27 protein-coding genes are annotated in these 26,049 nt (G+C 41.5%); 12 read left to right on the top strand and 15 right to left on the bottom strand.

Annotation, left to right across the window (positions count from 1 at the left end; all coding sequences use genetic code 11):
• Positions 1 to 88: 88 nt before the first annotated feature.
• The gene (locus FET73_RS01095; protein WP_154222070.1) at positions 89 to 652 is read left to right on the top strand and encodes a TetR/AcrR family transcriptional regulator; all 564 of its coding nucleotides are present in this window, start codon (positions 89 to 91) and stop codon (positions 650 to 652) included.
• Between the two features lie 5 nt (positions 653 to 657).
• Here FET73_RS01095 and FET73_RS01090 read toward each other — a convergent pair whose 3' ends face one another.
• The 6 genes from FET73_RS01090 to FET73_RS01065 form a co-directional block, all read right to left on the bottom strand.
• Entirely contained in the window at positions 658 to 2,058 is a 1,401-nt protein-coding gene (locus FET73_RS01090) for a diguanylate cyclase domain-containing protein (RefSeq protein ID WP_154222069.1), read from the bottom strand.
• Positions 2,059 to 2,302: 244 nt separating this feature from the next.
• Positions 2,303 to 3,091 (bottom strand): enoyl-ACP reductase FabI, encoded by a 789-nt coding sequence (locus FET73_RS01085; protein WP_154222068.1) that lies wholly within the window; start codon positions 3,089 to 3,091, stop codon positions 2,303 to 2,305.
• A gap of 52 nt (positions 3,092 to 3,143) precedes the next feature.
• Positions 3,144 to 3,767, bottom strand: a complete 624-nt coding sequence (locus FET73_RS01080; protein WP_154222067.1) for a YceI family protein — start codon at positions 3,765 to 3,767, stop codon at positions 3,144 to 3,146.
• 9 nt (positions 3,768 to 3,776) lie between these two features.
• Entirely contained in the window at positions 3,777 to 4,574 is a 798-nt protein-coding gene (locus FET73_RS01075; RefSeq protein ID WP_154222066.1) for a CsiV family protein, read from the bottom strand.
• Positions 4,571 to 8,032 (bottom strand): transcription-repair coupling factor, encoded by a 3,462-nt coding sequence (gene mfd / locus FET73_RS01070; RefSeq protein ID WP_154222065.1) that lies wholly within the window; start codon positions 8,030 to 8,032, stop codon positions 4,571 to 4,573. The genes FET73_RS01075 and mfd overlap by 4 nt, the downstream gene beginning before the upstream one ends.
• A 200-nt stretch (positions 8,033 to 8,232) precedes the next feature.
• The gene (locus tag FET73_RS01065; protein ID WP_154222064.1) at positions 8,233 to 8,655 is read right to left on the bottom strand and encodes a hypothetical protein; all 423 of its coding nucleotides are present in this window, start codon (positions 8,653 to 8,655) and stop codon (positions 8,233 to 8,235) included.
• A gap of 310 nt (positions 8,656 to 8,965) precedes the next feature.
• Between FET73_RS01065 and FET73_RS01060 the strand changes: the two genes are divergently transcribed.
• The 5 genes from FET73_RS01060 (at position 8,966) to FET73_RS01040 (ending at position 13,199) form a co-directional block, all read left to right on the top strand.
• The gene (locus tag FET73_RS01060; RefSeq protein WP_154222063.1) at positions 8,966 to 9,355 is read left to right on the top strand and encodes a hypothetical protein; all 390 of its coding nucleotides are present in this window, start codon (positions 8,966 to 8,968) and stop codon (positions 9,353 to 9,355) included.
• A gap of 9 nt (positions 9,356 to 9,364) precedes the next feature.
• Positions 9,365 to 9,895 carry an RNA methyltransferase gene (locus tag FET73_RS01055; protein ID WP_154222062.1) on the top strand — a complete coding sequence of 177 codons (531 nt, stop codon included), beginning with the start codon at positions 9,365 to 9,367 and terminating at the stop codon, positions 9,893 to 9,895.
• A gap of 27 nt (positions 9,896 to 9,922) precedes the next feature.
• Positions 9,923 to 10,381 carry a DUF4124 domain-containing protein gene (locus FET73_RS01050; RefSeq protein ID WP_154222061.1) on the top strand — a complete coding sequence of 153 codons (459 nt, stop codon included), beginning with the start codon at positions 9,923 to 9,925 and terminating at the stop codon, positions 10,379 to 10,381.
• Between the two features lie 177 nt (positions 10,382 to 10,558).
• Positions 10,559 to 10,774 carry a TIGR02450 family Trp-rich protein gene (locus tag FET73_RS01045; protein WP_179952040.1) on the top strand — a complete coding sequence of 72 codons (216 nt, stop codon included), beginning with the start codon at positions 10,559 to 10,561 and terminating at the stop codon, positions 10,772 to 10,774.
• Positions 10,775 to 10,988: 214 nt separating this feature from the next.
• Entirely contained in the window at positions 10,989 to 13,199 is a 2,211-nt protein-coding gene (locus tag FET73_RS01040) for a bifunctional diguanylate cyclase/phosphodiesterase (RefSeq protein WP_218944241.1), read from the top strand.
• 33 nt (positions 13,200 to 13,232) lie between these two features.
• Here FET73_RS01040 and FET73_RS15370 read toward each other — a convergent pair whose 3' ends face one another.
• Positions 13,233 to 13,454 (bottom strand): hypothetical protein, encoded by a 222-nt coding sequence (locus tag FET73_RS15370; RefSeq protein ID WP_154222059.1) that lies wholly within the window; start codon positions 13,452 to 13,454, stop codon positions 13,233 to 13,235.
• Positions 13,455 to 13,946: 492 nt separating this feature from the next.
• Between FET73_RS15370 and FET73_RS01025 the strand changes: the two genes are divergently transcribed.
• Entirely contained in the window at positions 13,947 to 14,372 is a 426-nt protein-coding gene (locus tag FET73_RS01025) for a putative zinc-binding protein (protein WP_154222057.1), read from the top strand.
• Here FET73_RS01025 and FET73_RS01020 read toward each other — a convergent pair.
• Positions 14,366 to 15,730, bottom strand: coding sequence for an alpha/beta hydrolase (locus tag FET73_RS01020; RefSeq protein WP_154222056.1), 1,365 nt, complete (start codon positions 15,728 to 15,730; stop codon positions 14,366 to 14,368). The two genes, FET73_RS01025 and FET73_RS01020, sit on opposite strands and share 7 nt — an antisense overlap.
• 2 nt (positions 15,731 to 15,732) lie before the next feature.
• Positions 15,733 to 17,007, bottom strand: coding sequence for an amidohydrolase (locus tag FET73_RS01015; protein WP_154223054.1), 1,275 nt, complete (start codon positions 17,005 to 17,007; stop codon positions 15,733 to 15,735).
• A gap of 128 nt (positions 17,008 to 17,135) precedes the next feature.
• Here FET73_RS01015 and FET73_RS01010 point away from each other — a divergent pair, with 128 nt between their 5' ends.
• Positions 17,136 to 17,633, top strand: coding sequence for a peptidylprolyl isomerase (locus FET73_RS01010; RefSeq protein ID WP_154222055.1), 498 nt, complete (start codon positions 17,136 to 17,138; stop codon positions 17,631 to 17,633).
• Positions 17,634 to 17,844: 211 nt separating this feature from the next.
• Here FET73_RS01010 and FET73_RS01005 read toward each other — a convergent pair whose 3' ends face one another.
• Positions 17,845 to 18,819: a serine/threonine protein kinase gene (locus FET73_RS01005; RefSeq protein WP_154223053.1), complete on the bottom strand. Its 975-nt coding sequence runs from the start codon at positions 18,817 to 18,819 to the stop codon at positions 17,845 to 17,847.
• Between the two features lie 21 nt (positions 18,820 to 18,840).
• On the bottom strand, positions 18,841 to 19,296 hold the full coding sequence (locus FET73_RS15090) for an RNA recognition motif domain-containing protein (protein WP_179952038.1): 456 nt from the start codon (positions 19,294 to 19,296) through the stop codon (positions 18,841 to 18,843).
• Positions 19,297 to 19,482: 186 nt separating this feature from the next.
• On the opposite strand from FET73_RS15090, the gene tpx reads away from it, so the two are divergent.
• A complete protein-coding gene (tpx, locus tag FET73_RS00995) occupies positions 19,483 to 19,983 on the top strand; it encodes a thiol peroxidase (RefSeq protein WP_154222054.1) in 501 nt (166 codons plus the stop codon).
• Between the two features lie 232 nt (positions 19,984 to 20,215).
• On the opposite strand, the gene FET73_RS00990 is transcribed toward tpx, so the two are convergent.
• Positions 20,216 to 20,731: a DUF2937 family protein gene (locus tag FET73_RS00990; protein ID WP_154222053.1), complete on the bottom strand. Its 516-nt coding sequence runs from the start codon at positions 20,729 to 20,731 to the stop codon at positions 20,216 to 20,218.
• A 102-nt stretch (positions 20,732 to 20,833) separates the two neighbouring features.
• Here FET73_RS00990 and FET73_RS00985 point away from each other — a divergent pair, with 102 nt between their 5' ends.
• Positions 20,834 to 21,496, top strand: a complete 663-nt coding sequence (locus tag FET73_RS00985; RefSeq protein ID WP_154222052.1) for a hypothetical protein — start codon at positions 20,834 to 20,836, stop codon at positions 21,494 to 21,496.
• A gap of 62 nt (positions 21,497 to 21,558) precedes the next feature.
• Here FET73_RS00985 and gcvPA read toward each other — a convergent pair whose 3' ends face one another.
• From gcvPA to gcvT, 3 genes are read right to left on the bottom strand one after another with little or no spacing between them, the layout of a single operon-like run.
• Positions 21,559 to 22,908 carry an aminomethyl-transferring glycine dehydrogenase subunit GcvPA gene (gcvPA, locus tag FET73_RS00980; RefSeq protein WP_154222051.1) on the bottom strand — a complete coding sequence of 450 codons (1,350 nt, stop codon included), beginning with the start codon at positions 22,906 to 22,908 and terminating at the stop codon, positions 21,559 to 21,561.
• A gap of 20 nt (positions 22,909 to 22,928) precedes the next feature.
• On the bottom strand, positions 22,929 to 23,321 hold the full coding sequence (gene gcvH, locus FET73_RS00975) for a glycine cleavage system protein GcvH (protein ID WP_154222050.1): 393 nt from the start codon (positions 23,319 to 23,321) through the stop codon (positions 22,929 to 22,931).
• Positions 23,322 to 23,345: 24 nt separating this feature from the next.
• Entirely contained in the window at positions 23,346 to 24,413 is a 1,068-nt protein-coding gene (gene gcvT / locus FET73_RS00970; protein WP_154222049.1) for a glycine cleavage system aminomethyltransferase GcvT, read from the bottom strand.
• A gap of 213 nt (positions 24,414 to 24,626) precedes the next feature.
• On the opposite strand from gcvT, the gene FET73_RS00965 reads away from it, so the two are divergent.
• Complete coding sequence (locus FET73_RS00965) at positions 24,627 to 25,163, top strand: cob(I)yrinic acid a,c-diamide adenosyltransferase (RefSeq protein ID WP_154222048.1); 537 nt, start codon at positions 24,627 to 24,629, stop codon at positions 25,161 to 25,163.
• A 283-nt stretch (positions 25,164 to 25,446) separates the two neighbouring features.
• Entirely contained in the window at positions 25,447 to 26,019 is a 573-nt protein-coding gene (locus FET73_RS00960) for an ankyrin repeat domain-containing protein (protein WP_154222047.1), read from the top strand.
• The last annotated feature ends 30 nt before the right edge of the window (positions 26,020 to 26,049 follow it).

The following is a 26,049-nucleotide window of genomic DNA, read 5'->3' as shown; positions in this document are numbered from 1 at the left end:
TTTTATCATATTTGCATCGTTTTTGATGCAATCATTGAAGTTTTCCAATAATTTAGATAATGTAGCCGCTTTTAATTAAAACAAAAATATGTCAAGTAAAAGGGATCTCATTTTAGCGGCCACTCAAGAGTTGCTCTCTAAGCACGGTTTTCATGGTTTTTCAATGAAGCAATTAGCCGATACGGCGGGTGTTGCTGCGGGTTCAATTTACAATCATTTTGAAAATAAAGAAGATTTGATTTTACAATTGCATTTGCAAATATTAACTGACATTGCGAGTTATACTTTTGCATCATACGATGACAAAGCCACGTTGTTTGCTCAATACCAACATTTTTGGCTGCAGTTTTGGAATTACTGCTTAGATCATCCAACGGCCGTATTGTGTAAAGACCAATTTGATCATTTGCCACCAAAACAAAAAGCCGTCCAAAGTGAAAAAATCATGCAATTATTCGAGCCTTTGACGCGTTTTTTTGAAGCAGGGAAGTCGCAAAAAGTTTTTAAGGATTTAGATAATGAAGTGCTGAGTGTCTTAAGTCTTGAAACATCATCAGTTTTGGCTCGGTTGCAATTAATGCAACAAATCAATTTAACTGAAGAAAATATTAAAGAAGTGATTGAAGCCAGTTGGCACAGCATCAGTAAATGATGTTGCTAGGCTGAAGAGCTGACAATTTCAGCCGCATCAGCAATACATATTCTGTCTCGGCCTTCATCTTTGGCTTTGTACAATGCTTGGTCAGCCCTTTGAAAACAGGCAGACATGGTTTCATTTTGTTTTAGTGAAGCGATGCCATAACTGGCTGTGATGTGTTCTATACCTGGGAAGGTGGTCAATTTAAGTTGTTTTTGTATTTCAAAACATTTGTCATGCGCTTGTTGCAAAGAGGTGTTGTTGCTGAAAATAACAAACTCTTCTCCGCCCCATCGAGCCAATACGTCCATATCATTGACTAAATCTTTTAACAGTTGAGCAAACAGTTTCAGTACCACATCACCTGTTGAGTGGCCGTATTGGTCATTGATTCTTTTAAAGTAATCAATGTCAATGACAGTCAGTGCAATGGGGTTGTCATTATCATATCGTGAGGACTCTTCTGCCAATGCCATATCGAAATAGTAGCGGTTGTAAAGTCCAGTCAATAAGTCGTGTGTAGAGAGTTTTTTGAACTTTTGATTAGACTTTGTCAGTTCGCTTTTTAAGCGATTGAGTTCGACGTTTTGTTGTTGCAACTGTCGGTTATAACGTTTCATCATCCACAGGTAGCTGAGCAAAAAAACAGCAGCAATGGCACCATACATCACCATTTTTTTTATCAGACCATAATTGGTGTTGTCTATCACTGTGATGTTATTCCACTTGTGATAAATGGCCAGTTTATGTGCATCATCAATTTGAGAAAGAGAAAAGTTAATCAGGGGCAGTAAATCAGATTGGCTTTTGATTACACCAAACCTCAGGTTGTCTTCTGGTCCACCCCATCCAGCAATGCGCAATTGATGCAAACCATGCTGTTGTATATAGTTATTGGTTGAAAGCATTGAGCCAACAAAAATATCAGTTTCACCATCTGCAACAGACATCAAGCCTTCCAAAACAGAAGCATATATTCTGGTTTTCACTTCTGGATACTTTTGCTTGATATAATCATTGATTCTGAAGCCCTCGCTCAAAGCAACCACTTGGTCATCGATTTGATCAAAATCTTTTAAAAAAGGTTGGTTCTTTTGCGAAACCAAAACATTAGGAGAATTAAAGTAGGTGTCAGAAAAGTCCAAAAATTCACTCCGTGCTTCATTTTTATTCAGCATCGGCGTGATGTGACATGTTCCTGCCATCAGGTGATCTAATGTGGATTGCCAGGTTTCAGTAGGAAGGAATGTGAGCTCAAGTCCTGCATCCATGGCGACAAATTTGACGTAGTCAGAAGATATGCCAATGTGTTTACCATCTTTGATTGATTCAAATGGGAACCAATCAGGGTCAACGCAATAAATCAGATTTGTTTTTTCAGTCTCAGAATTGGCATAAACATTTATGTTCAATAAAAACATAAAGACACTGCACAACAAGGCTGACAATTGGACCTTCAATTTTCTTTCCCCCTTTGACAAAAAGTCAAAGCTATTTTTAAACAATCTCTACCCTAATTTGATGAAATTGCTTTGTTATTGTTGACCACAGTTTTAGTGATTTGAAGCTAAACTTCAAGTTTAGAGTGGAATTTGTCAGTAATAAGACATAAAAAAGCCATTGAAGATTCAATGGCTTATAAAAAGTGACATTTTTTGCTTTTGATTAATCGCCAATTTCAGTCATGGCCATGATGTTGTATCCTGCATCAACATAAGTGATTTCACCCGTAATGCCAGATGCCCAGTCTGAACATAAGAACGCAGCTGCTTTGGCGACATCCATCTGTGTGACACTGCGTTTTAAAGGAGCGGCTTTTTCGACGTGATCAAGCATGGATTTAAAGTTTCCAATACCTGAGGCAGCCAATGTTTTGATTGGGCCTGCTGAAATGCCGTTGACCCTGATGCCATCAGAACCTAAAGCATGCGCCATGTATCGCACATTGGCTTCCAGTGCAGCTTTGGCAACACCCATGACGTTATAATTATTCATGGCACGCACAGCTCCAAGGTATGACAAGGTCAATAAAGAGGCGTCGCGCCCTTGCATCATGTCACGGCCAGCTTTACCCAATGCAGCAAAACTATATGAACTGACATCCATGGCCGTTTGATAACCGCCTCGGGTTAAGTTTTCTAAGTAATTGCCTTGCAATAATTCACGCGGAGCAAAGCCGACTGAATGAACGATGGTATCTAAGCCGTCCCATTCTTTGCCTAATTCTTTGAAAACGTCTTCAATTTGTTGGTCTGAGGCAACATCCAATGGCAAAACAATTTCAGAGCCCGTTTGTGCTGCAATTTTATCAACGCGTTTTTTGAGTTTGTCATCCAAGTAAGTAAAGGCCAATTCAGCCCCTTGTTGGTGCATAAACTCAGCAATACTCCAAGCAATGGAACGGTTGCTTGCAACGCCAACGATTAAGGCTTTTTTGCCTGATAATATCCCCATTTTATTCTCCTGATTTGACCGCCGCCTGATGTACTGTGGTGCCGGTGGTCAGTTATTGATTGGTTGGTTCGATTTTATTGAATACCAGTTTGAAGTCAACAGGAACCTCATAACTGATGGCCTTTAGTTTGGCGACTTGTGTCAGTTGGTTAATACCTTCATCCAAGTTAAATGCTTTGGCATTGATTTGGATGGGGTTATAGCTTATCACTGACATTGAGTGGTCTTTGGCGTTAATTTGCACCAGAACTCTTGCCTGAAGCTGGTTCACCACACCGTGTAAATTAAGCTCAAAATCTATGGTTACAGGTGTGCCGAATGGAACCGTTTTTGGAATTTGGGCTAGTATTTGAGCAGTTGGAAATCGAGCTGTTTCAAAAAGCAGGTCTTTCATCCTTTGATTGCGAATAGGAATTTGTGTTTCCAGCTGATTCAAGTCTAAATTCAATTTCATTTTCAGTTCGCTGTTAATCTGTCCATTAAGAAATTTAATGGTGTGAGACTCAGCAATGTTGTTATTTTTGGTGCTGATGAAACTGAGTTGACTTTGTGTTGTTTCGAGTTGCCAAATTTGATTCGGTTTTGATTGATGTGTGGTTTTATTTTTTATCTGGCATGCGCTGATTAAATAAAAGCATAAAAAAACAGCAATGATTTTAATTGGTTGTTTATCCATCTTTGGTTTTTAGGGTTTGTTGCTAAAATCAGTAACTAAAGTGACTTTCATCATAACGCCAAATTGAGGGTGGTCAAAATATTGCCATGATCCCAATTCAATTTGGGTACTTTGCTCTGTTCGGTAAATGATGGTTTCACCATCCAGACTTTCTCTGTAAAGGTTAATATCTACATGTCCGTGTTGAAACCTTTGTTTAGAAAAAGCCACCTTACCCCTGATCGTATAATCAGGTTTTATCGGTACTAAAAAAGTATCTTCGGGTTCATTTTCGTTTGCGAATCCTGCTAATGTGTTGTTTCTTATAGATTCTTCTTCTGGTGCATCCAAGGGTTGATCTACTGGAATGTCTTCTGACCAATTTGATATTTTGACAAAACCTGGGTTTCTATAAGGCGTGGCAGGTTGACGCCATTTTTGGTAAAACAAGGCGCGCATACTGGGGTGTTTGTCAATTTTATTGAAAACGGCATTGTCCGAAGGTAAATCATTGAAGGAAAACCAGGCGAGGGCTTTCGCATCACTGGTCTTTTCACCCTCAATGGGTACTTGCCATTGGTCTCCTTCTTGATCAGGTTTTTCTGATTCAATCAACCATGCCATGTCATCATCTGCCGCTTCCATGGCATTGAGTGAGGTTAAGTCAACTTCAGCTCTGTTGCTCACTTGATTGCTTTCAGGTTGTGACAGTAAGCGTGCGAACACCAGCACTTCAACATCATATAGTTGGATGCCAGAAGACAAGGGTAAGTAATTGGCTGCATGACCTGTTTGAATGGCCAGTAATAAATACATCATTTTTTTCATGATTGCAGTATATCAAATAATTGGTGGATGGCATCAATCCTTTGTTCGGCTAAATCGAATTCACCCAGCAACCTTAAACCATCATTTGGCAAGGGTTTGTATGTGCCGGGGTTAGACTGAATCAGTTTAATTAACTGCGCATAAAAAGTTGGGCTGAACGTTTTGAACTTGAGGTCGGCAAACTCTTCATTCATAACCAATGATGCGATGTTGAGTTGTTTGGCTTTTAATTTGATATTTAATACATGTAGTAAGTTTTGTGCCGCCTCTGGCAATTGCCCAAAACGGTCAATCAATTCGACTTTAATTTCATCCAAGGCTTCACGTGTTTTGGCATTGTTCATGCGCTTATATAAGGTCAAACGTGTGTACACATCGAAAATATACGATTCTGGTAACAGGGCAGGGATATTCAGTTCAATGTCTATGTGTGTGGCATCTTCACTCAAAATATCAATTTCTTCGCCATTTTTCAAGGCGTCCACAGCGCGTTCTAACATTTCACAATAGAGACTGAAGCCGACGCTTTGAATTTGCCCGCTTTGTTCTTCACCCAATAATTCACCTGAACCGCGGATTTCCATGTCATGCGTGGCGAGGGTGAATCCAGAGCCTAAATCTTCAAGAGATTCAATGGCTTCCAGTCGTTTTTTGGCGTCTTTGCTGACTGCTTTCCAGCTTGGAATGATCATGTAAGCAAAGGCTTTGTGATGAGATCGACCGACCCGACCTCGCAATTGATGTAATTGTGCCAAACCCAGTTTGTCGGCGCGATTGATGATGATGGTGTTGGCCGAAGGGATGTCGATGCCTGACTCAATGATGGTCGTGCAGACCAAGATATTAAAGCGTTGTTTGTGGAAATCTACCATCACATCTTGCAGTTCTTTCTCATGCATCTGACCATGTGCCACCCGCACGCGTGCTGATGGGTTGATCTTTTGAATGCTTTCGGCCATCTGCTCAATGGTTTGCACTTCGTTGTGTAGGAAATACACTTGGCCACCGCGTTGAATCTCGCGTGTACAGGCTTCATTGATAACGCTGTTGTTCCACTCGACCACCTGAGTTTTGACCGTTAAACGGGCTTTCGGCGGTGTCGCAATGATAGATAAATCACGCAAACCTGATAATGCGCCATTCAGCGTTCTTGGAATGGGGGTTGCTGTTAATGTCAAGAAATCGACATCGGCTTTGAGTTGTTTCAGCTTGTCTTTTTGCTTGACGCCAAAACGGTGTTCTTCATCAATGATAACCAAACCCAATGATTTGAATTTGATGCCCTTTTGAATCAATTTATGGGTGCCTATGACGATGTCTACACCACCTGATTCACATTGGCGCAGGGTTTCTTTAGTGTCAGCACCAGATACAAAGCGCGACAACAAAGCGACCTTAATCGGAAACGGTGCGAATCTATCGACAAAATTGTCGTAATGCTGTTGAGCCAAAAGTGTGGTTGGAACCAAAAGCACCACCTGTAAGCCGTCATTGGCCGCTGCAAATGCCGCCCGCAAAGCAATTTCTGTTTTACCAAAGCCCACGTCGCCACACACCACGCGGTCCATGTGGGTCGGCGCTTTCATGTCTTTGATAACGGCATCAATGGCATTCAACTGGTCTTCGGTTTCTTCAAATGGAAATCCTTGGCAGAACTGTAAATAGTCGTCTTGGTTCAATTTCAGACCATGACCACCCGCGGCTTCGCGCATGGCATATAAAGACAGCAGCTCAGCGGCCACGTCTTTGACTTTCTTGGCCGCTTTTTCTTTGGCTTTTGACCACGCTTCTGAGCCGAGTTTGTGCCACGGCGCATTTTCTTCATTGGCCCCTGAATATCGGGTCACCAAGTGCAAAGATGAAACGGGCACGAATAATTTGTCACCGCCCATGTATTCGACTTCCAGGTATTCGGCTTCACCGTCGTAATCCATCAGTTTCAAGCCTCGGTAACGGCCGACACCATGGTCAATATGGACAATAGGCGAGTCCAAATGCAGGTCAGTCAAGTTTGAAATCACATCGCCTGGGCTGGCATTGTACTTTTTGACTTTCTGTCTGCGATTAACGCGCTTGCCGAACAAACAGCCTTCATCAAGAATCGAAATTTGTTGTTCTTTTAAGTGAACGCCGACTTCAATGGGCGCGATGGTGATGCCGCGCTGGGCGTCACTTTTTATAAAATCAGCGATGCTTTTGAAAATTTCGAATTTTTTATCGGCAGACTTCAGTTTTTCTAAAATGTAATCTTGTCGCCCCAATGAATCAGCGCAAATAAGCAATCGGTCTTTGAAGTCATCACAGAACTCACTTAACTTTTGTTTTAATTCGGGATTGAACTGTTTAGGTAACTGACTGTGAAAGTCTAGGGCATTGATTTTATCTTTGGCTTGATCGGCTTTGGCTTGATTTATGGAAGTACTTTCAAAAGCCGAAAGCGCATTGAATATGTGGTCAGCTGTTTGGTAAATCTGTGTTGGTTTGAGAATCGGTCGTTGCACATCATGCTTTCGGTCTTCATACCGCGCTTCAATCTGCTTTTCCCAAGTGTGCAAAATCGCTTCGGTGGCATGGCAGTGGACAAAGTGCGTCTGTTCAGGCAAGTAATCGAACAAATCGCTCAACTCTTTGTGGAAAAACGGCAAGTACTGTTCGATGCCAGAAAACTTAATCTGCTTACGAACATCTTGGTATATCGTTGATTTGCGCGTATCTACTTCGAATTGCTCACGAAAACGACTCAAAAACAATTCTCGGGCGTTGTCATCGAAAGGAAACTCATTGGCCGGCAGGACTTCGACGGCTTTAACCGTCTTGATGGTCAATTGGGTGTCGGTATCAAACACTCGAATGCTTTCAATCTCATCGTCGAATAACTCAATGCGATACGCTTCATGCGCACCCATCGGGTATAAATCCAGCACACCACCACGAACGACAAACTCACCGGCCTCGCGCACTTCATTGACATGCACATAACCGTTTTTTTCAAATAATCCACGCCAGCGATGTAAGTCAAACTGGTCATTCAACTTGATGCTCAAACTGCGGCCATTGATGAAATCCTTGTTAGGCAAACGCTGCATCAGATTCTGCACTGGCATCACCAAAACCGCTTTCTGTTTCATGGTGCTCAACTGATGCAAAAACTGCATCCGCTCTGAAACGATTTCAGGATTAGGTGAAAAAACATCGTAAGGCAAAGTATCCCAACTTGGAAAGTGCAACACATGTGCACCTTTGCTTTGCTTGTCTTTGGGACTACACAAAGCAATTTCTTCTTCTAAAACCCGACTGTGGTGCACTGAATCGGTCAAAACCAACAACAAACCCTCATACTGCTGGTGTAATTCAGCCAAAGCCAACGGCAAGGCCAAACCCGCCACATGCTGCCATGCCATATTTTGACCAGATTGGCCGTTAGAACTTGACTGAATATTGAGTTTTGAAAACAACATAAATCTGAAAAATCACAAGGGAAGGGCATTGTACCAAAAGAAGCGCGAATCATTTGTAAATGAAGCAGGAAAACTTAAAGGCAAAAGAATAAACTCAATATTGCTCAACAAGTTTGCATTCACCTCCTGTGGTTTTGATTAATACAGCCCCAAACACCATGAAGCGATAAGACATGGCCTTTGGGTTATGGTTATTTAATTTATTGACTCAACTTACTGTTTGTATCTATTGTTTTGACTGATGTCCAAATAAGTAACAGTAGGCCGGATATGATAAAAAGGGCAAAACCAGAAAGTAACCAAGAATTTAGGTACCATTGTTCACCCCATATAAATTTACCAGACATTATCTTTTTCCAACCTTCAAAATGCTGGTATGAAGCCACGAAAAAACCAAATATTGCTAAAGTCGTTGCTACATACAAGTTTAGCCAGTTTCTGGTGTTGGGCAGTAAAAGAGATAAGCCTAGTAGACCTATTATTGTTCTTTGTGTTCGACAATATGGACAGACATAAACCACGCCATAAAATTCTAAAAACCACGTCAAAATTGATATAGCAATTGCTATTAATCCTAATTTTTTTTTGTTTTTGATCAATAAGTTTAATACAGTCTTATTCATTATGAAATCCATTATATTAGTTTTAGATAATTTAGAATAAACGAATATTATGATGTATCATTTGTTTAATCAACCTGTTGTTTATACTAATATGCTATAAAGTGTAGCTGAAGTTAAATAAGGCGAGATTATTGAAGCAAAGTAAGTTGGCATAGGTCTGCGCAATCCAAAACCGGAAAAACTTATTGGGCTGCCTTAATGGCCCTTCTTTTGGTCGTCTTTCAGCGCCAACCTACGATAATATCCAAACTGAAAAAGCTACGTTCTGTTAATATAGCCACAAATTCAAAAAAATAATCACGGAAACCCAATGAAAAGAATAGTAATGTTACTGACTTTTGTGTCAGTTGTTTGCGGTAGTGCGGCTTTAGCCGAAGCATACACCATGCCATTTGGCTTGCCGAGCTTGCCCGATGCACGTTTGGCCATCAGTGATTCATACGATACGGCAGGTGGTGATCGTGTGGAGTCGATTGCGAGGTTTGGCACAAATAAATCACGAGAAGAGGTGATTGCTTTATATCGCAAAGCGACTGAAGAAGCAGGTTTTCAATCTTATTCATCATCTGACAAGCCTGAATATTACATGTTTGCCGCCAAACGGGGTGATGACAGGTTGACGATTTATTACAGAAACACCAGTGATTGGGTTGAGGCCGGTGAAGCTGAGTTTTCAATCAAGGCTGTTTTTAATAAATAATAACCTGTTATGCAGCAGCCTAATTCAAAAGAGAGCAAGACTCAGGTATCCATCGGATTAATCAATCCAAAGAGCCCAACCAATGTCGGTGCGGTTTTACGAGCAGCAGGTTGTTTTGCTGCGGGCTCTATATTTTATACGGGAAACCGCTATGATAAAGCGGCCAGTTTTCATACAGACACAAAGAATCGCAGTGAAAGCATACCTTTGAAGGGTGTGGAATGCTTGATTGAATCGAAACCTGCCAATGCAAAAGTGGTTTGTGTGGAACTGGTTGAGGATGCGGTGCCACTGCATCAATTTGAGCACCCGGATAACGCCTATTATGTCTTTGGTCCAGAAGATGGAACCATCAATCAAGCAGTGATTGATGCAGCTGATGCTGTTGTGTACATACCAACCATTGGGTGCTTGAATTTGGCTGCAACGGTTAATGTGGTTCTGTACGATCGATTGGCAAAAAACAAAAATGTTGATACCAGTAATGAACTGATCACACAAAGTAAAGACATGAACAACCGAATAAAAATAAAAGGTTGATTTAATCATTAAAAAGGACTGTTATAGATGAACAAATTATTATTGATTGGCCTGATATTTTTATCATCCACTGCCACCTCAAAACAAAAGTTTTATAAATGGGTCGATGAAGAAGGCAATACGCATTATTCTGCTGAAAAGCCAGAAAATCAACAAACTGATGAAGTTAAAGTAAGTAACAGGCAGCCTAAGGTTGCGCAAGCCATGGATGTGGCAGAAAAGCCTCAAATCGTTACTGAATCAGAAGAAGAGCCTGAAAAGAGTTACCTGGAACAACGCAGAGAAAATAAGCAAAAAGCCAAGGAAACAGCGCTAAAAAATCAAAAGCAGTGTCAAAAAGCCCGGTACACCATAAAAAAATACCAGCAGCAAGTTCGCATGAGTCGCATGGACCCTAAAACGGGTAAAAAGGTGTTTTTAGACGATGACAAAAGGGCATCAATCATCAAAAAAGCAAAGCAATCTCAGCGAAAATACTGCCGCTGAATGAATCTTAAGTTCCTGATTTAAAATCATAATCAGATTTTTTAACTATAAAAAAAGCTGGATGAAGCTGTAAGAATCAATTCGACTCAAGGATGAGTTAATGGCCAGTTTTTTACATAAATTCGACATGCCCAAGCTTATGGTGTGCTTTTAAAAGTGAATTGGGTATTTTATTCCGTGAATCAAATCAATCCGAAAAAATTGTTACATTCTAAATGGACTGCAGTCAAACCAGTCAACAAGGAAAAACATTTTATAGTGACAAAACTAAAGCTTGATGAAGTTGGGCTTGTTTTGTACTGTGAAATTGAAGCAGTCATAACAAAACGCGCTGCTGAAATAGACTGGAAAATTTTGCAAAATCAACAGCATTGGTTAAGCGGTTGGCAGTGAGTTTTAAGTACCACTTTCTGGCCTCTATATGACTCATGTTTTCATTGAATTTCAGATTTTACCCAATGAGGTGGATTAATATCTGATGAAAGCAATTGACAACATGATTTCAAATGTAGGTCAATTTTCTCGCATTCTGTGCCTGTGACCTGGGCATTTCTTTATTTCTTTTGGCTTAAGCTGTATGATAAATCAAAGTGTGTGCGGGATTAAAATGACAAATATACCTCCTGATATCAGTCAGCAAAATAATTTAGAGAAAAAAGTCGAGCGTTTCACCTTGGCTCTGAAGGGAGCCAATGATGGCATATGGGATTGGGATTTAAATACCAATGAAGTGTATTATTCTCCCAGATGGAAGGGCATGCTGGGTTATAAGGAAAATGAGCTAGAAAACAGCTTAGAAACTTGGGCCAAACTGGTTCACCCAGATGAAAAAGAGCGTGTATTAGCCCAAGTTAAAGCTTATACGAATGGAGAATCCGATTCATTTGAAGTTGAAATGCGAATGCTTCACCGTAATGGCAGGAGCATACATGTATTGTCTAGGGCGTTTTTAGTAGCAAGTAAAGGTGATGGTGAACATGATCGATTGGTAGGGACACATGTTGACATCACGCTGCGGAAAAAAGCTGAAAAGCACAATGCTCAAAATACAGAAATTCTCAAAAAAATAGCCATTGGCACGCCTGCTGCTGAAATATATGATGCCATTGCTTTGATGTATGAAGAGCGTCATCCTGGCCTTCGCTGTTCCATGTTAGAGCTGCACGGTAACAAACTGTTGCATGGCGGGGCACCCAGTTTACCTAAAGCGTATTGTGATGCCGTTCATGGATTAGAATACGGGCCTGATGTGGGTTCTTGCGGGACTTCATCCTATACTGGCAATCGTGTGGTTGTAGAAGACATCGACAGCGATCCAAAGTGGGTTAATATCAAACATTTCGCATTGCCTCATGGCATGCGCAGTTGTTGGTCAGAACCGATAAAAAGTTCTACTGGAAAAGTATTGGGCGCATTTGGTATGTATTATAACCATGTGGCCAAGCCCAATGAGGAAGAGTCTGCGGATTTAGAAGCTGCAGCCAGGTTGGCAGGTATCGTGATGGAACGCGATCAAATTCAAAAGAAAGTTCACACATTGGCATACATTGATGAACTCACTGGCTTGCCCAGTCGTGCATACTTTTATCAAAACCTTGAGAAAACGATTCAAGAGAGTTTGGACTCAAATGATACTTTTGGTTTGTTATATATAGATTTAGATAATTTTAAAGACGTCAATGACAGTCTTGGTCATGACGTAGGCGATCAATTACTTCAAATTATTGCCAGTCGAATAAAAGATGCCAGCCGAGCCATGGACTTTGTAGGCCGTTTGGGAGGGGATGAATTTTGCATTTTAGTCAAAAATCTAAAAGAAAATACCACCAGAACCATTGCCAAAAGGTCGATTGACAAAATTTCAGAACCACTGAATTTGGCCTCCAGAACCATCAATCCAACTTGCAGTATTGGCGTTGTCCATTTTCCTGATGACGGTAAAGACATCTCAAGTTTATTTAAAGCAGCGGATGTGTCGATGTATCGGGCCAAAGAAAAAGGCAAAAATCAAACCACTTTCTATACACCCAAATTATCTAGAAATGCGGAGTATAGGTTTAAACTGGAACAATGCCTTAAAGAAGCCATAGACAAACAACAGTTCAATATCGTGTATCAACCACAGATTGATATAGCTTCTGCCAAGGTGACTGGTTTTGAAGCCTTATTGCGCTGGCGGCATCCAGAGCTTGGTAATGTAGAGCCATTGGACTTCATACCAGCAGCAGAAAAAATAGGAAAGATCAAAGAGTTAACACAGTGGGTATTAAATGAAGCCTGTAAGCAATGTGTGTCTTGGCAAAAAGAAGGTTTTGCCGATTTGACAATGGCAGTTAATATTTCCCCGAATCATTTGTTAGATGAAAGTATAGTTGATTTAGTTAATACGACCATTATTGAAACGGGCATCACGCCTTCTAAACTGGAGTTGGAAGTGATTGAAAGTGTGGTGCAAACGCACGAGAAAAACCTCAATATATTCAAAAAACTAAAACTACTGGGTGTCAAGGTGGCAATTGATGATTTTGGTAGCAGGTACTCTTATTTTGCTTCACTGAAGCACCTTGAAGTTGATATATTGAAAATTGATAAATACTTTGTTGATGACATTTGTACTGATGAAAAATCATATGTTCTTTTAAAATCAATGATAGAGATGGGCCACAATCTGGGTTATGAAGTGACTGTGGAAGGGGTTGAAACCCAAGCTCAATTTGATTTGATTAAGGGTTTAGATTGTACATCAGCCCAAGGGTTTTTGTTCAGCAAGCCAGCGCAGGTCAATCAACTCGATCAACTGTTAAAACAATCTGCTTGAAGTTATTCTTGTGGTTGAATCCGCGCAAACTTTCTAATCATTCTTTTTCGCTTTCTGAATCATTGGTGTCAAGAATACTGCAATCGATGAGTCAGGCCTTGGTGCATTGTTCAGTATCGCAATGGCCTTTTCAAACTGTACATAATGTATACACGTCGTGCATAATGCGGCTTCAACCTCATAAATTTCAGCACCGTAGCTGATGGCTTCGTTTGGACACTCAGTTTCATAATTAATGTCAGTAAAGCAATCCATGCTGAAGGGTCGTTAATTAAGCTGTGAAGGTATGCCATGTCACTTATGATTTAACTTTTTCTTGGTTTTAAAATTAGAAAATTTTCCGATGATGAAACCCAAAACAAATAAGGTGATAACCAAAACGGCTCTGGACATTGAGAAATCAAACCATAAAAATTTAACTGTAACAGTTTCAATGTTTTGAAGGGTAAATATCAAAACCAAAATAACAAGAGAGATAATACCAATGGCTTTGAAATTAAATTTTGAATCTGAATTCACAATTAATCTCACTAAAAACATATATTATAGTATGAATAGGCTCACAGGTGGATTCGAAATAATCGGTTAATGAAGTGTTAAGTCATTCTAAAGAAATCAATATTTGCGTGCCATTATTTAACGATTGTAGGGTTTGCAGGTTGTTTATTTGTGCTTGATCTAAATCATGTGGCGACATGTGGTTGCTGATTACAATACCGCCTTTGAACCTTTTAATAGATAAAATTAATGAAAGCTAAAGCCGTTGAAACAAAATTATCACTCAAACAAGCCTATGCTAAATTACCATTGATTTATTCATGTTCAGGCTGTTCCAGTGCAGCCCAATTAGCCAATACCTTAGCGGTTCGCTCAGATCGAGAACGCTTGGCAGAAATGTCTTGCATCGCAGGAGTGGGTGGTGATGTGCGTTCTTTATTAAAAACCGCAAAGTCAGACCGAAAAGTGCTGGTGTTGGATGGTTGTCCTTTACATTGTGCTCGTAAATCTCTGGCTCGCCATAAAATCACAGCCACCACACACCTTGACTTATCCACCTTTGGGGTAAAGAAAAGGTATCACGAAGATGCATCAAGTGAAGAGCGTGAGCGGGTTTGGAATGAGCACGTGTTACCTAGCTTGATGAAACTACAGAATGGGTGTTCAAATTATTGAAGTAGGATGTGCAATAAATTATCCTGAAAATTTAAATTTCGGGTTAATTTAAGGTGGTTTTCACATAAAAATATGGGGTATTTTATGGGCACAGCGGGTTCAAAATTTGGACTGAATTGTGTTTCAAAACGTGCCAGTAATGACGATTTAGTGACTTGGCCATCTCCGGGTGACAGCATCAAGTTTCTGTAGTCTATGTTTGGAACGGGGTGTGTGATTTGTTGAGGTTTGTATCTGATATGATTTTGACCATCAATGTTCTCAATGACCAGTTTATTGGTGGTCATATTACAGTCTCCGCCAAAGACAATGAACTCATGTTGCTGCCCTTTTAACTCGACTGATAAAGCCCATGCAAATCGGCGGGCTCGTTCTAACTGTTTGTTAAAGAAAGTAATGAGGGTTGTTAAAGCGGTGTCAGCAAGTGCAGGATCATCAAACTGTTTTCTGAAATTTTCTTGTACTATAGGGTCATAGACTGCCCATTGGTTGTCTTGCCACATTTTTGGCGAATAGGCGTCTAAAGGAATGGCCTGGCCATGGGTATTAAATAACCATGCATGTTGGCCATAGGGTAATAATTGATAAATACTGGGCATGGTGGCCAAAACATCAATGGGAATGGTTCTCAGGTTAAAGTTAAAACCATTGATAAAGCGATTCACTGTTAATACCGAGCCTAAATTCGGGGTGCCCAAAAAAATCGCATGCCGTATTTTATTGGCAGTGGTTTTGCCTGTAAAAATATTGCCATCTAAAACGTCTTTATCTCCGTAACGCATATAGTATCGGGCGATAAGCCCTCCCATAGAGTGCGCCACAACATCTACTTTTTGATGGCTGGGGTGTTTAATTAGGATGTCATCAATGAATTGACTGAGTTTCTGAGCGCTGACAACGTTATCTTGTCGCCAGTCGTAATTGAATAAATAGAGCGGCCTTCCAGGTTGTATGGGCTCATGCACCTTGTTCAATTGATAACCACCGACTTCAGTTAAAACTTGTATCAAGTTTTCATAAAAATTAACACCAGAAACAGAGTCTAATATTTCAAATGCTTCTAACTCACTGTTTAGGTTGTTAAGTGTTGCTGGGTTGATTTCTAAGGCCAAATCACGGTAATTGGAGAAGGCCAGCTTCTTTAAATTACCAATCCACATTTCTTCATGTGTTTCCTTATGGCGCAATTTGCTGCCCATGGTGCCATGGATAACTATTAATGGAGTATTACTGAAATCTGTGGCATGGTCTAGATAAAGCCGGCCTAAATCTGGTCGTTTGTTATTTTGACAGGCTACCAAAAAAATCAATGCCAAGCTCACCGTGATGAGCTTGGCATGATGAATCAAATTTGTCATATTTACTGAGCTTGGGGATAATCCATGACCAATTGAACAAACACATCAACGCCTTTAATTAAAGCCGCTTCATCAATGTAAAATTGTGGAGAATGGTTAGATGGGATGCCGTTCAATGAGCGATCTTTGGGTGTGATGCCTATGAAGAAATAAAGGCCAGGGGTTTCATTAGCAAAAAATGAAAAATCTTCAGCACCTGTAATCAAAGCAGAATCTATGATGTGCTCAGCGCCAAAAACTTTGGCCAATGTCGGCTTCATGAGCTCACTTAACTCTGGGTTGTTTACAGTCACTGGATAGCCATGGTTGATTTTGAATTCAGCTACTGCACCATTGGCTTCTGCCACGTTCTTGGTGATCAGATGTAATTGATCATGAATGTGATCACGAATGTCCATGTCAAAATTCCTAATCGTACCGACCATGGTGACTTCATCAGGAATGATGTTGTTTCTGATGCCACCTTTGATGGCGCCAAATGAAACAACGGCAGGCGCTTTTGTCACATTGACTTTTCGAGACACGATGGTTTGTACTGAGTTAATCACTTGTGCCGAAGTGACAATCGGGTCAATGCCTTTCCAAGGTTGTGAGCCGTGGGCTTGTTTGCCTTTGATGGTCAACTCAAAATCATCTACAGCCGCCATATAAGGTCCTGTCCTGTAAAGTACATTGCCTGAATGTTGTCCAGAAGTGACATGGATGCCGAACACCGCTTCAGGTTTTAATTGATCAAAGACACCTTCTTTGAGCATCAATTCAGCACCACCTTCTTCTCCTTTGGGAGCGCCTTCTTCAGCGGGTTGAAATATAAACATCACGGTACCGGCAATGTCTTCTTTATTTTGAGCCAATACTTCTGCCGCAGCCATTAACATGGCGACATGGCTGTCATGACCACAAGCATGCATCACGCCGACTGTTTCGCCACGGTAAGTGTCAGTGGCTTTAGAGGCAAAGGGTAAGTCAACTTGTTCAGTAACGGGGAGGGCGTCCATGTCAGCGCGAAGGGCGACCACAGGGCCTGGTTTACCACCTTTAAGTAGGCCAACAACACCCGTGTGAGCAATTTCAGTTTGAACTTCCATACCCAGTTTGGATAGGTGTTCAGCCACAATTTTAGCGGTTCTGAATTCTCGGTTACTGAGCTCAGGGTTTTGATGAAAATCACGACGCCATTCAATCATTTGCGGCTCGATATTTTTGATGTCATCTTCAAAGTAAGCGGCCGCACTCATGGAGGTCGCTATCATGACGATAGTCAGTAAACGCATCATTTCTCTCAATAATTTATTGTTTATATCATAACCAAAAATGAATCCATATTCAATCAAGGTTTTTTTACTCAACAACTTGAAAATTAAATGAATTACCCCACATATGTTTTTTTAATTTGGAAAATATTATGGCGATCAAAGCGACCATCAAAACGAGTAAAGGTGACATAAATATCAATTTAACTGACGAAAAAACGCCAGTAACTGTAGCGAACTTCGTCAATCTAGTTAAAAACGGTTTCTATAATGATTTGTCTTTCCACCGCGTGATTCCAGATTTCATGGTACAAGGTGGTTGTCCAATTGGTACGGGTACTGGTGGGCCAGGTTACCGTTTTGAAGATGAATTTGATGCCTCTTTAAAGCATGACAAGCCAGGTATTTTATCAATGGCCAATGCAGGCCCTGGCACCAATGGCTCACAATTTTTCGTCACACACGTTGCGACACCATGGTTAGACGGCAAACATTCAGTTTTCGGTGAAGTGGTGTCTGAAGCAGATCAAGCAGTGGTTAACTCAATTGCTGGCGGTGATTCAATCCAAACCATCGAATTAGAAGGTGACGTTGATGCTTTGTTAGAAGCACAAGCTGATAAAGTTAAAGAATGGAATGATTACTTGTAAAACAAGTTAATCAGTTTGTTTAAGAAGCCGATGGTTTGAATCATCGGCTTTTTTTGTGCTTTACCTCCCGTCATTACCGCGAAGGATGTAATCAGTTGTTTGAGATTCCTGCCCTCACGGTTTACGGCATTAAAGCGGCGCTTCTAGAACAAGTTCTAACCGTACCAATTTCATTACCTGACCATTCGCTCGACTGGAATGACGGGGCTTGTTAATAACTGGTGGCAGATTGATTGATCGCTTCCAATTGTGTTTGTAAGTCTTGGATATGGTGGGTCCAATAATTGAAGTCTTCAAACCAGGGGAAGGCGACAGGGAAAGCAGGATCGTCCCATCGTCGGGCAATCCACCCTGTGTGGTGAATCAATCGCAGGCTGCGCAATGATTCAATCATGTGCAATTCATGGTGTGGAAAGTCTCTGAATTCGTTGTAAGCGGCAATGATTTTTTGTAATTGCACTTCTTGTTCTTCAGCATTTCCAGATAACAGCATCCAAATGTCTTGAATCGCGGGTGCCATGCGTGAATCATCGAAGTCCACCAAATGTGCCAAATCATCTCGCAGTAAAATATTGCCGACATGTAAATCGCCATGTACACGGATGTTTTGAGCGTTGTTCAATTGTTGCTCAGCAACAGCTAATATCTGCTCGGTAACACCCAGATAGCTGCTTTTGTGCTCAAATGGGATGTGGTGTTCAGCCACATAATTCACAATATCGTGACCAAAAGTCTGAACATTCAACTGTGGTCTGTGTATAAACGTGTTACTGGCACCGATGTTATGCAAACGAGCCAAAGTCCTGCCCATAATCGACAAGTTGTCCTGGTAATCCAGCTCAGGTGAGTGTCCGCCTTTTCTTGGAAAAACAGCGAGCATAAAGCCTTGGTGTTTGAATACACTTTGGCCCGTATCATTTTTAATCGGTGTGACCACTGGGATGTCATGATCAGCAGCTTCAAAACTGAAGTCATGCTCTTCTTGGATTTGCGCTTCAGTCCAACGACCAGGGCGGTAGAATTTAATGATGATCGGTGTGTCTTGGTCCATTAACCCGACTTGATATACGCGGTTTTCATAGCTGCCCAGCGCCATGACGTGTCCACTGCAAGCATAGCCCAATTGTTCAATGGCTGACATAACACAGTCAGGGCTTAGAGATTCAAATGGGTGTGTCGCAGTCATACTTGGTGACATAGGTGGGTATTATTTTTTCCAAATATGGTCATTAACACCTTTGTTTTTACCATAAGATTTGGTTTTTGAAGTGAATGATTTTATTGCTGCAGATTCTTCAGCTTCCAACCGCTCTTCTTGTCGCTCTTCTTTACGCTGTTCTTCAGCTTTTTTAGCTTCTTCTTTGGCTTTGGCTTTGGCTTCTTTTTTCTCAATGGCTTTGTTTTCTTTGGCTTCTCTGTCTTCAGCAGATTCGGCTTTTTTAACACGCAACAAAGAGCCAGCTAACTCCTTACCATTGAGTGATTTCATTGCCGCTTTACAGTGGCCTGGATTAGGGATTTCGACAAAACCAAAGCCTTTGGAAATGCCAGTTTCTTTGTCGATTACAATGCTACACGATTGGACTGTACCGAATTTCTCAAATGCTGCCTTTAACTCTTCTTCTTTAACTGTTCGTGCAATGTTTCTGACCAATAATTTCATAACTGTCCTTTGTCAATTAAACCGCTTGCGGTGTGTTATCAACGGTATCTAAATAAGGAGCAGATTTTAACACAGTAGCGGCACTGAGGTGAGGGTGGCTTACATTACTTTGAGTCAATTCATCAAAGTCTTGAAGCCAAAGATAAGCAAGGTTAAACTGATTGTTTTTGAATAAGGAACAACAGCATGGCAAACATTAACTTCAAAGGCAATCCAGTAAATACACAAGGCAGCTTCCCGCAAGTAGGTGATACCGCACCTGATTTTAAAATGGTCAATACAGACCTCAGCGAAGTATCCCTTTCTGATTACAAAGGCAAGAAAGTGGTCTTCAATGTTTTTCCCAGTGTGGATACAGCCGTTTGTGCATTACAGTTAAAATCATTCAGTCAAAAACTGTCTGGCAGAGACGATGTGGTTTTGTTGTTTGGTTCAATGGATCTGCCTTTCGCGTTGAATCGTTTTTGTGGTGCTGAAGGTGTTGATAATGCGGTTACGGCGTCAGATTTTAGATACAACGCTTTGGCTGAAAATTATGGCGTCAAAATGACCGACGGCCCTTTGGCGGGTTTGTATGCCCGTGCCACCTTGGTTATTGACGAAGACGGCAAAGTGATTCATGCCGAGTTGGTTTCTGATGTTGTTAATGAGCCGGATTACGATGCGGCCATGGCTGCCTTAGGCTAAAGCAGATTAAAGATTCTTCCCACCAAAATAGGTGCTTTGGTGGGAAGAAAGTTAGGGCGGGCTCTGCTCACAAAAAAATATGTGGTGGGCGGAGCCCGCCCTACGCTTCTATGATTAATAAACCTAATTAATTTTTACCTCGTTCCTCAAGTTCCTGCTGCCTTAAGGGCCCTAATGTTGGTGGGAATGCATATGTTTGATTAATTAAAAATACCTACAAGTATGTATTAACCTAATTAATCGCTTTCTTCTTAACCAACTTCTTCTTAACCAGCTTTGGTGTTTTAGCCATGCCATGAAACAGTAAACTGAACAGTACACCGCCCAGAATGCCATAGCCCCAAGCCCACAGATTTATTGGTACGCCTGGTGAGAAGTTATTGAATGTGCCTCGTGCTAAATCAACTCGCACATGGGATAAGAAATAGGGGAGTTGATACCAAAGTGGTTCATTTTCATAGACTTGTAAGTCTTTATTGATATTTTTGTTACCTTCAATGTTTTCAGTGACCATCTTGGCAGAGGCTGCAATCACTGGGTCTGTATTTTCTTTTAGGCGAGATATGTAAGCATTTAAGTTACCTTCAAAATGTTGGTCAGCTATCGCTTGGTATTCTGAAATTTGTTGTGCTTGAGAAGCGGCAAAGCCACCCATGCGCTGGGTGTATTGGTCAATAAAGTGGGGCAGTTGTAAAAATACAATCACACCGAATGCAAAGAACAGTTTGTCGAGCAGGTTTTTAATCATCTTAATATTTTAGCATTAAGGTAGGGCAATTAAAAATCCAAATCGACGAATTAAAAAATGCAATTTAGGATATACTGAAACATTATTTTTTAGGGATTGAGTATGCATTGGAAAGTTATCATGTGTTTTGTATTGAGTTCAACCGTTCAAGCCGATCTCAAATCTGTTGATTTGAATGATTTTATGGCTGAAACTCAAAAGATGAGCGAGTCATATGATTCGATGAAAATGGTTTGGTGGTTACCCACTGAATACTGGGAAGTAGTTGGGGAGAGTGATCCTACTATGACTGATGAAATCATCAAAGACGTGACTGATTTGGTTGAGAAGTATATGGTTGTTGCTGTCGTTGACGGTGTCATCAGCCCTTTTGGTTCAGTTAGCTATGAACCAGCTGATAAAATTCGCACCGGTGTTTCTTTGAAGGATTCAGAAGGTACTGTTTACTATCCTTTGGCTGATACAGAACTTGATCCAGACTTGAAAATATTGTTTCAATCAATGAAACCTGTGTTTGAAGCGATGTTAGGAGAAATGGGTTCAAACTTTCACTTTTTTGCCTTTGAAAATAAAAGCAACAAAGGTCAATCGTTAGCACAAGCGACTGAGAAAGGTAGTTTTTCATTGGTTTTTTCTGGTGACACATACGAATGGAACTTGCCATTAAGTTCGTTGGTAAAAAAGAAAATGTGTCCTGTAGATGGTAAAAAAGTCAATGGAACATGGGTTTATTGTCCATGGCACGGTAAAAAATTAACAGAATGATGAAAAAGCCCAAGCAGTTTTACTATAACAGCTTGGGCTTTTTGATTTGAAACTTCAGTGACTCAGATGCAGGTTTTTAGGGCTGCTACAAACTCATCCAAATCTGCGTCGGTTTTGGTTTCGGTGACGCACAGCAGGATCACTTGGCCCAGTTCTGGGAAAGACTCTGAAATATTCACGCCAGCAACATAGTTTTTGGCGGCCATTTGTTCAATGGTTTTTTCAGCGTCATTAACCTTGATGACAAACTCATGGAAACCCGCGCCATCAAAGGCCAATTCAATACCAGCAGTTTTCAGCTTTTGTTTCAATGTGTCGGTGTTCTTGATGCAGTTGCTGGCAACATTACGCAAACCTTCAGAACCTAACAACGACATGTAGATCGTTGAAGCGGTGACCATCAAGCCTTGGTTGGTACAGATGTTTGAAGTCGCTTTAGCGCGTCTGATGTGTTGTTCACGGGCTTGGAAGGTGAGGGCGAAGCCACGTTTGCCTTCTAAGTCTTCTGTGATACCAACAATACGGCCAGGCATTTGACGAACCAAGGCTTCTTTACAGGTTAGGAAACCATAGTAAGGACCGCCTGAAGACATTGGAACACCCATCGGTTGTCCTTCGCCACAACAAATGTCAGCGCCATTTTCGCCCCAGTTTCCAGGGGCTGACAACAAGGCCAGTGAAGTCGGGTTAACGACTGCTATGACCATGGCTTTTTGTTTATGTGCCCAATTGGTCAAACCATGTACGTCTTCATACAAACCAAAATAGTTCGGTTGTGGAACCACAACAGCCGTGATGTCTTGGCCTTCGTATTGTGCCAAATCAGCTTGGTCAATTAAACCTGTCTTTGGATCAAAGTTCACTTCGACCAATTTAATGTCTTGGTTATGTACAATATTGTGTGCTACCTGGCGGTAAACAGGGTTAACCGTTTTAGGTACCAATATCACTTTTGACTTGCTCTTTCTGTTGGCGCGTACGGCCATCAAAACAGCTTCTGCCAAAGACGATGCACCGTCATACAAAGAAGCGTTCGAGACTTCCATCGCAGTCAAATGCGCCATCATGCTTTGGTATTCGTAGATTACTTGCAAAGTGCCTTGCGAAACTTCGGGCTGATAAGGCGTATAAGCGGTGTAGAACTCACCACGTGTGGTCAATTGCCAAACAGCCGCGGGGATGTGATGCTCGTAAGAACCGGCACCAGCAAAACAGGTCGGCGTGCCGTCTTGTTTGGCCAAAGCCGTAACGAACTTGGTCACTTCCATTTCGCTCATGCGGTTTGGAATTTGATCCAATTTTGATGACCTCAATTCTTCAGGAATCTCGTCAAACAGTTGATTGATGCTGTCGGCACCAATGGTGTCGAGCATGTCTTTGATTTCGTCTTCAGTATGTGGAATGAATGGCATGTTCTATTAAACCTTTGGCTTTAATCTTCGTCTGCGATAGAGTTGCGGTAATCTTCTGCTGACATCAAGTGGCCTAAATCGGCATCATCAGCTACTTCCACTTCAAAAATCCAACCGTCATCATACGGAGAATCGTTGATTAACTCAGGTGTGTCTTCTAATGAATCATTGGCAGCGGTTACTGTGCCTGCAACAGGGCAGTAGATGTCAGACGCTGTTTTCACAGATTCAACAACACCACACTCGTCTTCTTGTGCATAGCTTTCGTCGACTTCAGGCAATTCTACAAAAACGATGTCGCCCAATTGGCTTTGAGCAAATTCGGTGATGCCGATTTTGTAATTGCCATTGTCTAATTTTTCTAACCACTCGTGGCTGGCTGTGTATAACAAATTATCTGGTACGTAACTCATGATTGATCCTCTGTTAAGCCTCTATTAGGCTTCTATTAATGATTTACCATTTCTGACAAAAGGTAATTTGACAATTTGACAAGGCAAAGACTTCTTGCGAATTTGAACATTCACAGTACCTGTCATGCTTTTATCAACTACAGCCATGGCTATGGCTTTTTCTGTGGATGGTGAAAAACCACCGCTGGTGATGATGCCGGCGTTACCTGCTTCGTCACTTAATGTTTGGTCATGGCGTAAAATGCCACGGTCTTGTAAGACCAGACCGACTAATTTTTTATCCACACCCTTCGATTTTAACTCAGCCAAGGCGCTGGCTCCAATAAAACTGTCATCATCTTTGCGAATGGTCCAAGCCAAGCCGCATTCTAATGGTGTGATGTGCTCATCCATGTCCTGACCGTATAAGTGCATACCTGCTTCTAAACGCAAGGTATCACGTGCGCCCAAGCCACAAGGTTTGACACCCGCAGCAATCAGCTGATCCCACAAGGCTTCTGCTTTCTCAGGGGCAATGATGATCTCAACACCGTCTTCACCGGTATATCCGGTGCGACCGACAAAGGTTTCATTGTTATAGTTAGCGTAAAAACGTTTGGTGTCAGTTAAATCGACATCGATCAAAGGTTGCAATTTGGTGATGGCATTTGGGCCTTGAACGGCGATCATTGCCGCTTGTTGTTGCTCAACCATTTGGGCATCAAAAGCAGTGATTTGCTTCTCAAACCACGCGATGTCTTTGTCACGGGTGCCGGCATTCACTACGACGCGGTAGTTGTCATCAGCCAGCTTGTAAACTATTAAGTCATCAATCACACCACCTTGTTCATTCAACATGGTGCTGTACATGGCTTGGTTGATGTTCATCTTGGTGACATCATTGGCCAACAATTTATACAAGAAATCTGTGGCTTGTGCGCCAGTCACATCGACAACCGTCATGTGAGAGACATCAAACATGCCTGCATCTTGACGAACTGCATGGTGTTCTTCGATTTGTGAACCGTAATTGATGGGCATGTCCCATCCACCAAAGTCGACCATCTTGGCACCGGCTTTGCGGTGTGCATCATTCAATATGGTTTTTTTCATCTTTGTCCGCCCTGATGATTGCAAAAAAATTGAGCGAACTATACATTACAGCCTTAAGTCACTGCAACCAAAGTTTAATGAAACTATTAAATAATTCTAACAGCGGCTCAAGAGTCAATGGCTTGTTGGTTTTAAAGCAAGTAAAAACTATAATTAAGGACAAAATTTAAACCCAACTTTATTCAAGTACAAAGCAAGGAAAAACATAGGATAATGACAAGAATATACACTCGATCTGGCGACGCCGGAAAAACAGGATTAGCCAACGCCACCAGAATTGCCAAAAGTGACGCCTTGTGTGACGCCATTGGTGACATCGATGAAACCAATGCCTTCATCGGTGTGGTGCGCAGTTTAAATTCAACCATGGGCAACAACTCAGCCATAGACGAACAACTGTCCATCATTCAACACAAACTGTTCGATTTAGGTGCTCAAGTCGCGCAATACAAAGGCAACTTGATCAAAAAGGAAGATATCGTTCAATTAGAACAGTGGATTGATGAAATGCAAGAAAACCTCTCGCCATTGAAACAATTCATCCTGCCCGCAGGCAACCCCGCCGGTAGCCAATGCCATTTGGCCAGAACCACCTGCCGCCGTGCCGAACGCAAAACATGGAAAGCGGCTAAAGAATACGAAATTGAACCCGAAGCCACACAGTACCTAAACCGCCTGTCAGATTACCTCTTTGTCTTGGCCCGAACCCTGAATGACCAAGATGAAGTCTTTTGGCAGGTGGGTGGGTGAGCACCTCAACTCGTTCCCCACGCTCCTGCGTGGGAATGCATAGGGATTTATGTTTTTTTATGTAAAAACTGAGGCATTCAAGTCAAAAGCATGGGCGGTAGCATACAAGGGTGGGCTCCGCCCACCATTTTGGTTTCTTTTGGCTACATTGGTGGGCTGAGCCAACCTACAATAAAACCATTGTTGAAAAATTTTTAAAGCACAGCGTAACTGCTATGCAACCATTTGCATAAAACCACACATGCTATTATGCTGATGTCTCTTCTTCACGCTTGAAAATCACATGGTTAATCCGAAACTTATATTATTGTTGTTGATTGTCATTATTGGTGTCGGATTGGGAGCGATGAGGTTGATGAATCCACACAAAAAATTCAGTACACAAGCCTACTGGGAAAAGGCGACACTGGAAGATGTGGCTGCCATTCCCGAAGAAGCACTCAAACCAGGGAATTCAAACGGTCCTGTATTGATGTGGGCAGCGACTAGAGTAGAAGACGTCAGAATCATTGAAGCTTTGGTGAAACGTGGTGCCGCTGTTAATGAAGCGGACGGTATTTTCTTAGGTACACCTTTGTCTGGTGCAGCCAGTTACAACAAAAGCACGCAAGTGATTGATAAATTGTTAAAACTGGGTGCAGATTTGGATGCCAAGCTTTTGAATAATAACAGTATTTTGGCCGCTTCAGCAATGTACAATGAACACACCGGCATTGTTGATCATTTAATCGCTCGTGGTGCAGATGTTTATGAGATGAATGATGATGACATGGACGCATTGGATTTGGCTTATTTGTTAGAAAATGAAGTGGCAATCAAACAACTCGAGAAATACTTTGATATTGAAGAAGGCTAAAGTTTGATGCAATAAATAAGAGCATCACAT

The sequence above is a fragment of the Marinicella rhabdoformis genome (assembly GCF_009671245.1).
Classification (GTDB): domain Bacteria; phylum Pseudomonadota; class Gammaproteobacteria; order Xanthomonadales; family Marinicellaceae; genus Marinicella; species Marinicella rhabdoformis.
The sequence above is the reverse complement of the archived record's forward strand: the minus strand, read 5'-3'. Positions and strand labels throughout refer to the sequence as shown.

Coding starts and splice junctions, on each gene's coding strand:
- gcvPA (WP_154222051.1), bottom strand. CDS start 22,908: ATGCCATTCATTCCACATACTGAAGACGAAATCAAAGACATGCTCGAC.
- FET73_RS01050 (WP_154222061.1), top strand. CDS start 9,923: ATGAACAAATTATTATTGATTGGCCTGATATTTTTATCATCCACTGCC.
- FET73_RS01025 (WP_154222057.1), top strand. CDS start 13,947: ATGAAAGCTAAAGCCGTTGAAACAAAATTATCACTCAAACAAGCCTAT.
- FET73_RS01075 (WP_154222066.1), bottom strand. CDS start 4,574: ATGAAAAAAATGATGTATTTATTACTGGCCATTCAAACAGGTCATGCA.
- FET73_RS01090 (WP_154222069.1), bottom strand. CDS start 2,058: ATGTTTTTATTGAACATAAATGTTTATGCCAATTCTGAGACTGAAAAA.
- FET73_RS01065 (WP_154222064.1), bottom strand. CDS start 8,655: ATGAATAAGACTGTATTAAACTTATTGATCAAAAACAAAAAAAAATTA.
- FET73_RS15370 (WP_154222059.1), bottom strand. CDS start 13,454: ATGGATTGCTTTACTGACATTAATTATGAAACTGAGTGTCCAAACGAA.
- FET73_RS00990 (WP_154222053.1), bottom strand. CDS start 20,731: ATGATTAAAAACCTGCTCGACAAACTGTTCTTTGCATTCGGTGTGATT.
- FET73_RS01040 (WP_218944241.1), top strand. CDS start 10,989: ATGACAAATATACCTCCTGATATCAGTCAGCAAAATAATTTAGAGAAA.
- FET73_RS01085 (WP_154222068.1), bottom strand. CDS start 3,091: ATGGGGATATTATCAGGCAAAAAAGCCTTAATCGTTGGCGTTGCAAGC.
- gcvT (WP_154222049.1), bottom strand. CDS start 24,413: ATGAAAAAAACCATATTGAATGATGCACACCGCAAAGCCGGTGCCAAG.
- mfd (WP_154222065.1), bottom strand. CDS start 8,032: ATGTTGTTTTCAAAACTCAATATTCAGTCAAGTTCTAACGGCCAATCT.
- FET73_RS01015 (WP_154223054.1), bottom strand. CDS start 17,007: ATGATGCGTTTACTGACTATCGTCATGATAGCGACCTCCATGAGTGCG.
- FET73_RS01005 (WP_154223053.1), bottom strand. CDS start 18,819: ATGACTGCGACACACCCATTTGAATCTCTAAGCCCTGACTGTGTTATG.
- FET73_RS01080 (WP_154222067.1), bottom strand. CDS start 3,767: ATGGATAAACAACCAATTAAAATCATTGCTGTTTTTTTATGCTTTTAT.
- FET73_RS01020 (WP_154222056.1), bottom strand. CDS start 15,730: ATGACAAATTTGATTCATCATGCCAAGCTCATCACGGTGAGCTTGGCA.
- FET73_RS15090 (WP_179952038.1), bottom strand. CDS start 19,296: ATGAAATTATTGGTCAGAAACATTGCACGAACAGTTAAAGAAGAAGAG.
- FET73_RS01055 (WP_154222062.1), top strand. CDS start 9,365: ATGCAGCAGCCTAATTCAAAAGAGAGCAAGACTCAGGTATCCATCGGA.
- gcvH (WP_154222050.1), bottom strand. CDS start 23,321: ATGAGTTACGTACCAGATAATTTGTTATACACAGCCAGCCACGAGTGG.
- FET73_RS00985 (WP_154222052.1), top strand. CDS start 20,834: ATGCATTGGAAAGTTATCATGTGTTTTGTATTGAGTTCAACCGTTCAA.
- FET73_RS00960 (WP_154222047.1), top strand. CDS start 25,447: ATGGTTAATCCGAAACTTATATTATTGTTGTTGATTGTCATTATTGGT.
- FET73_RS01095 (WP_154222070.1), top strand. CDS start 89: ATGTCAAGTAAAAGGGATCTCATTTTAGCGGCCACTCAAGAGTTGCTC.
- FET73_RS01060 (WP_154222063.1), top strand. CDS start 8,966: ATGAAAAGAATAGTAATGTTACTGACTTTTGTGTCAGTTGTTTGCGGT.
- FET73_RS00965 (WP_154222048.1), top strand. CDS start 24,627: ATGACAAGAATATACACTCGATCTGGCGACGCCGGAAAAACAGGATTA.
- tpx (WP_154222054.1), top strand. CDS start 19,483: ATGGCAAACATTAACTTCAAAGGCAATCCAGTAAATACACAAGGCAGC.
- FET73_RS01010 (WP_154222055.1), top strand. CDS start 17,136: ATGGCGATCAAAGCGACCATCAAAACGAGTAAAGGTGACATAAATATC.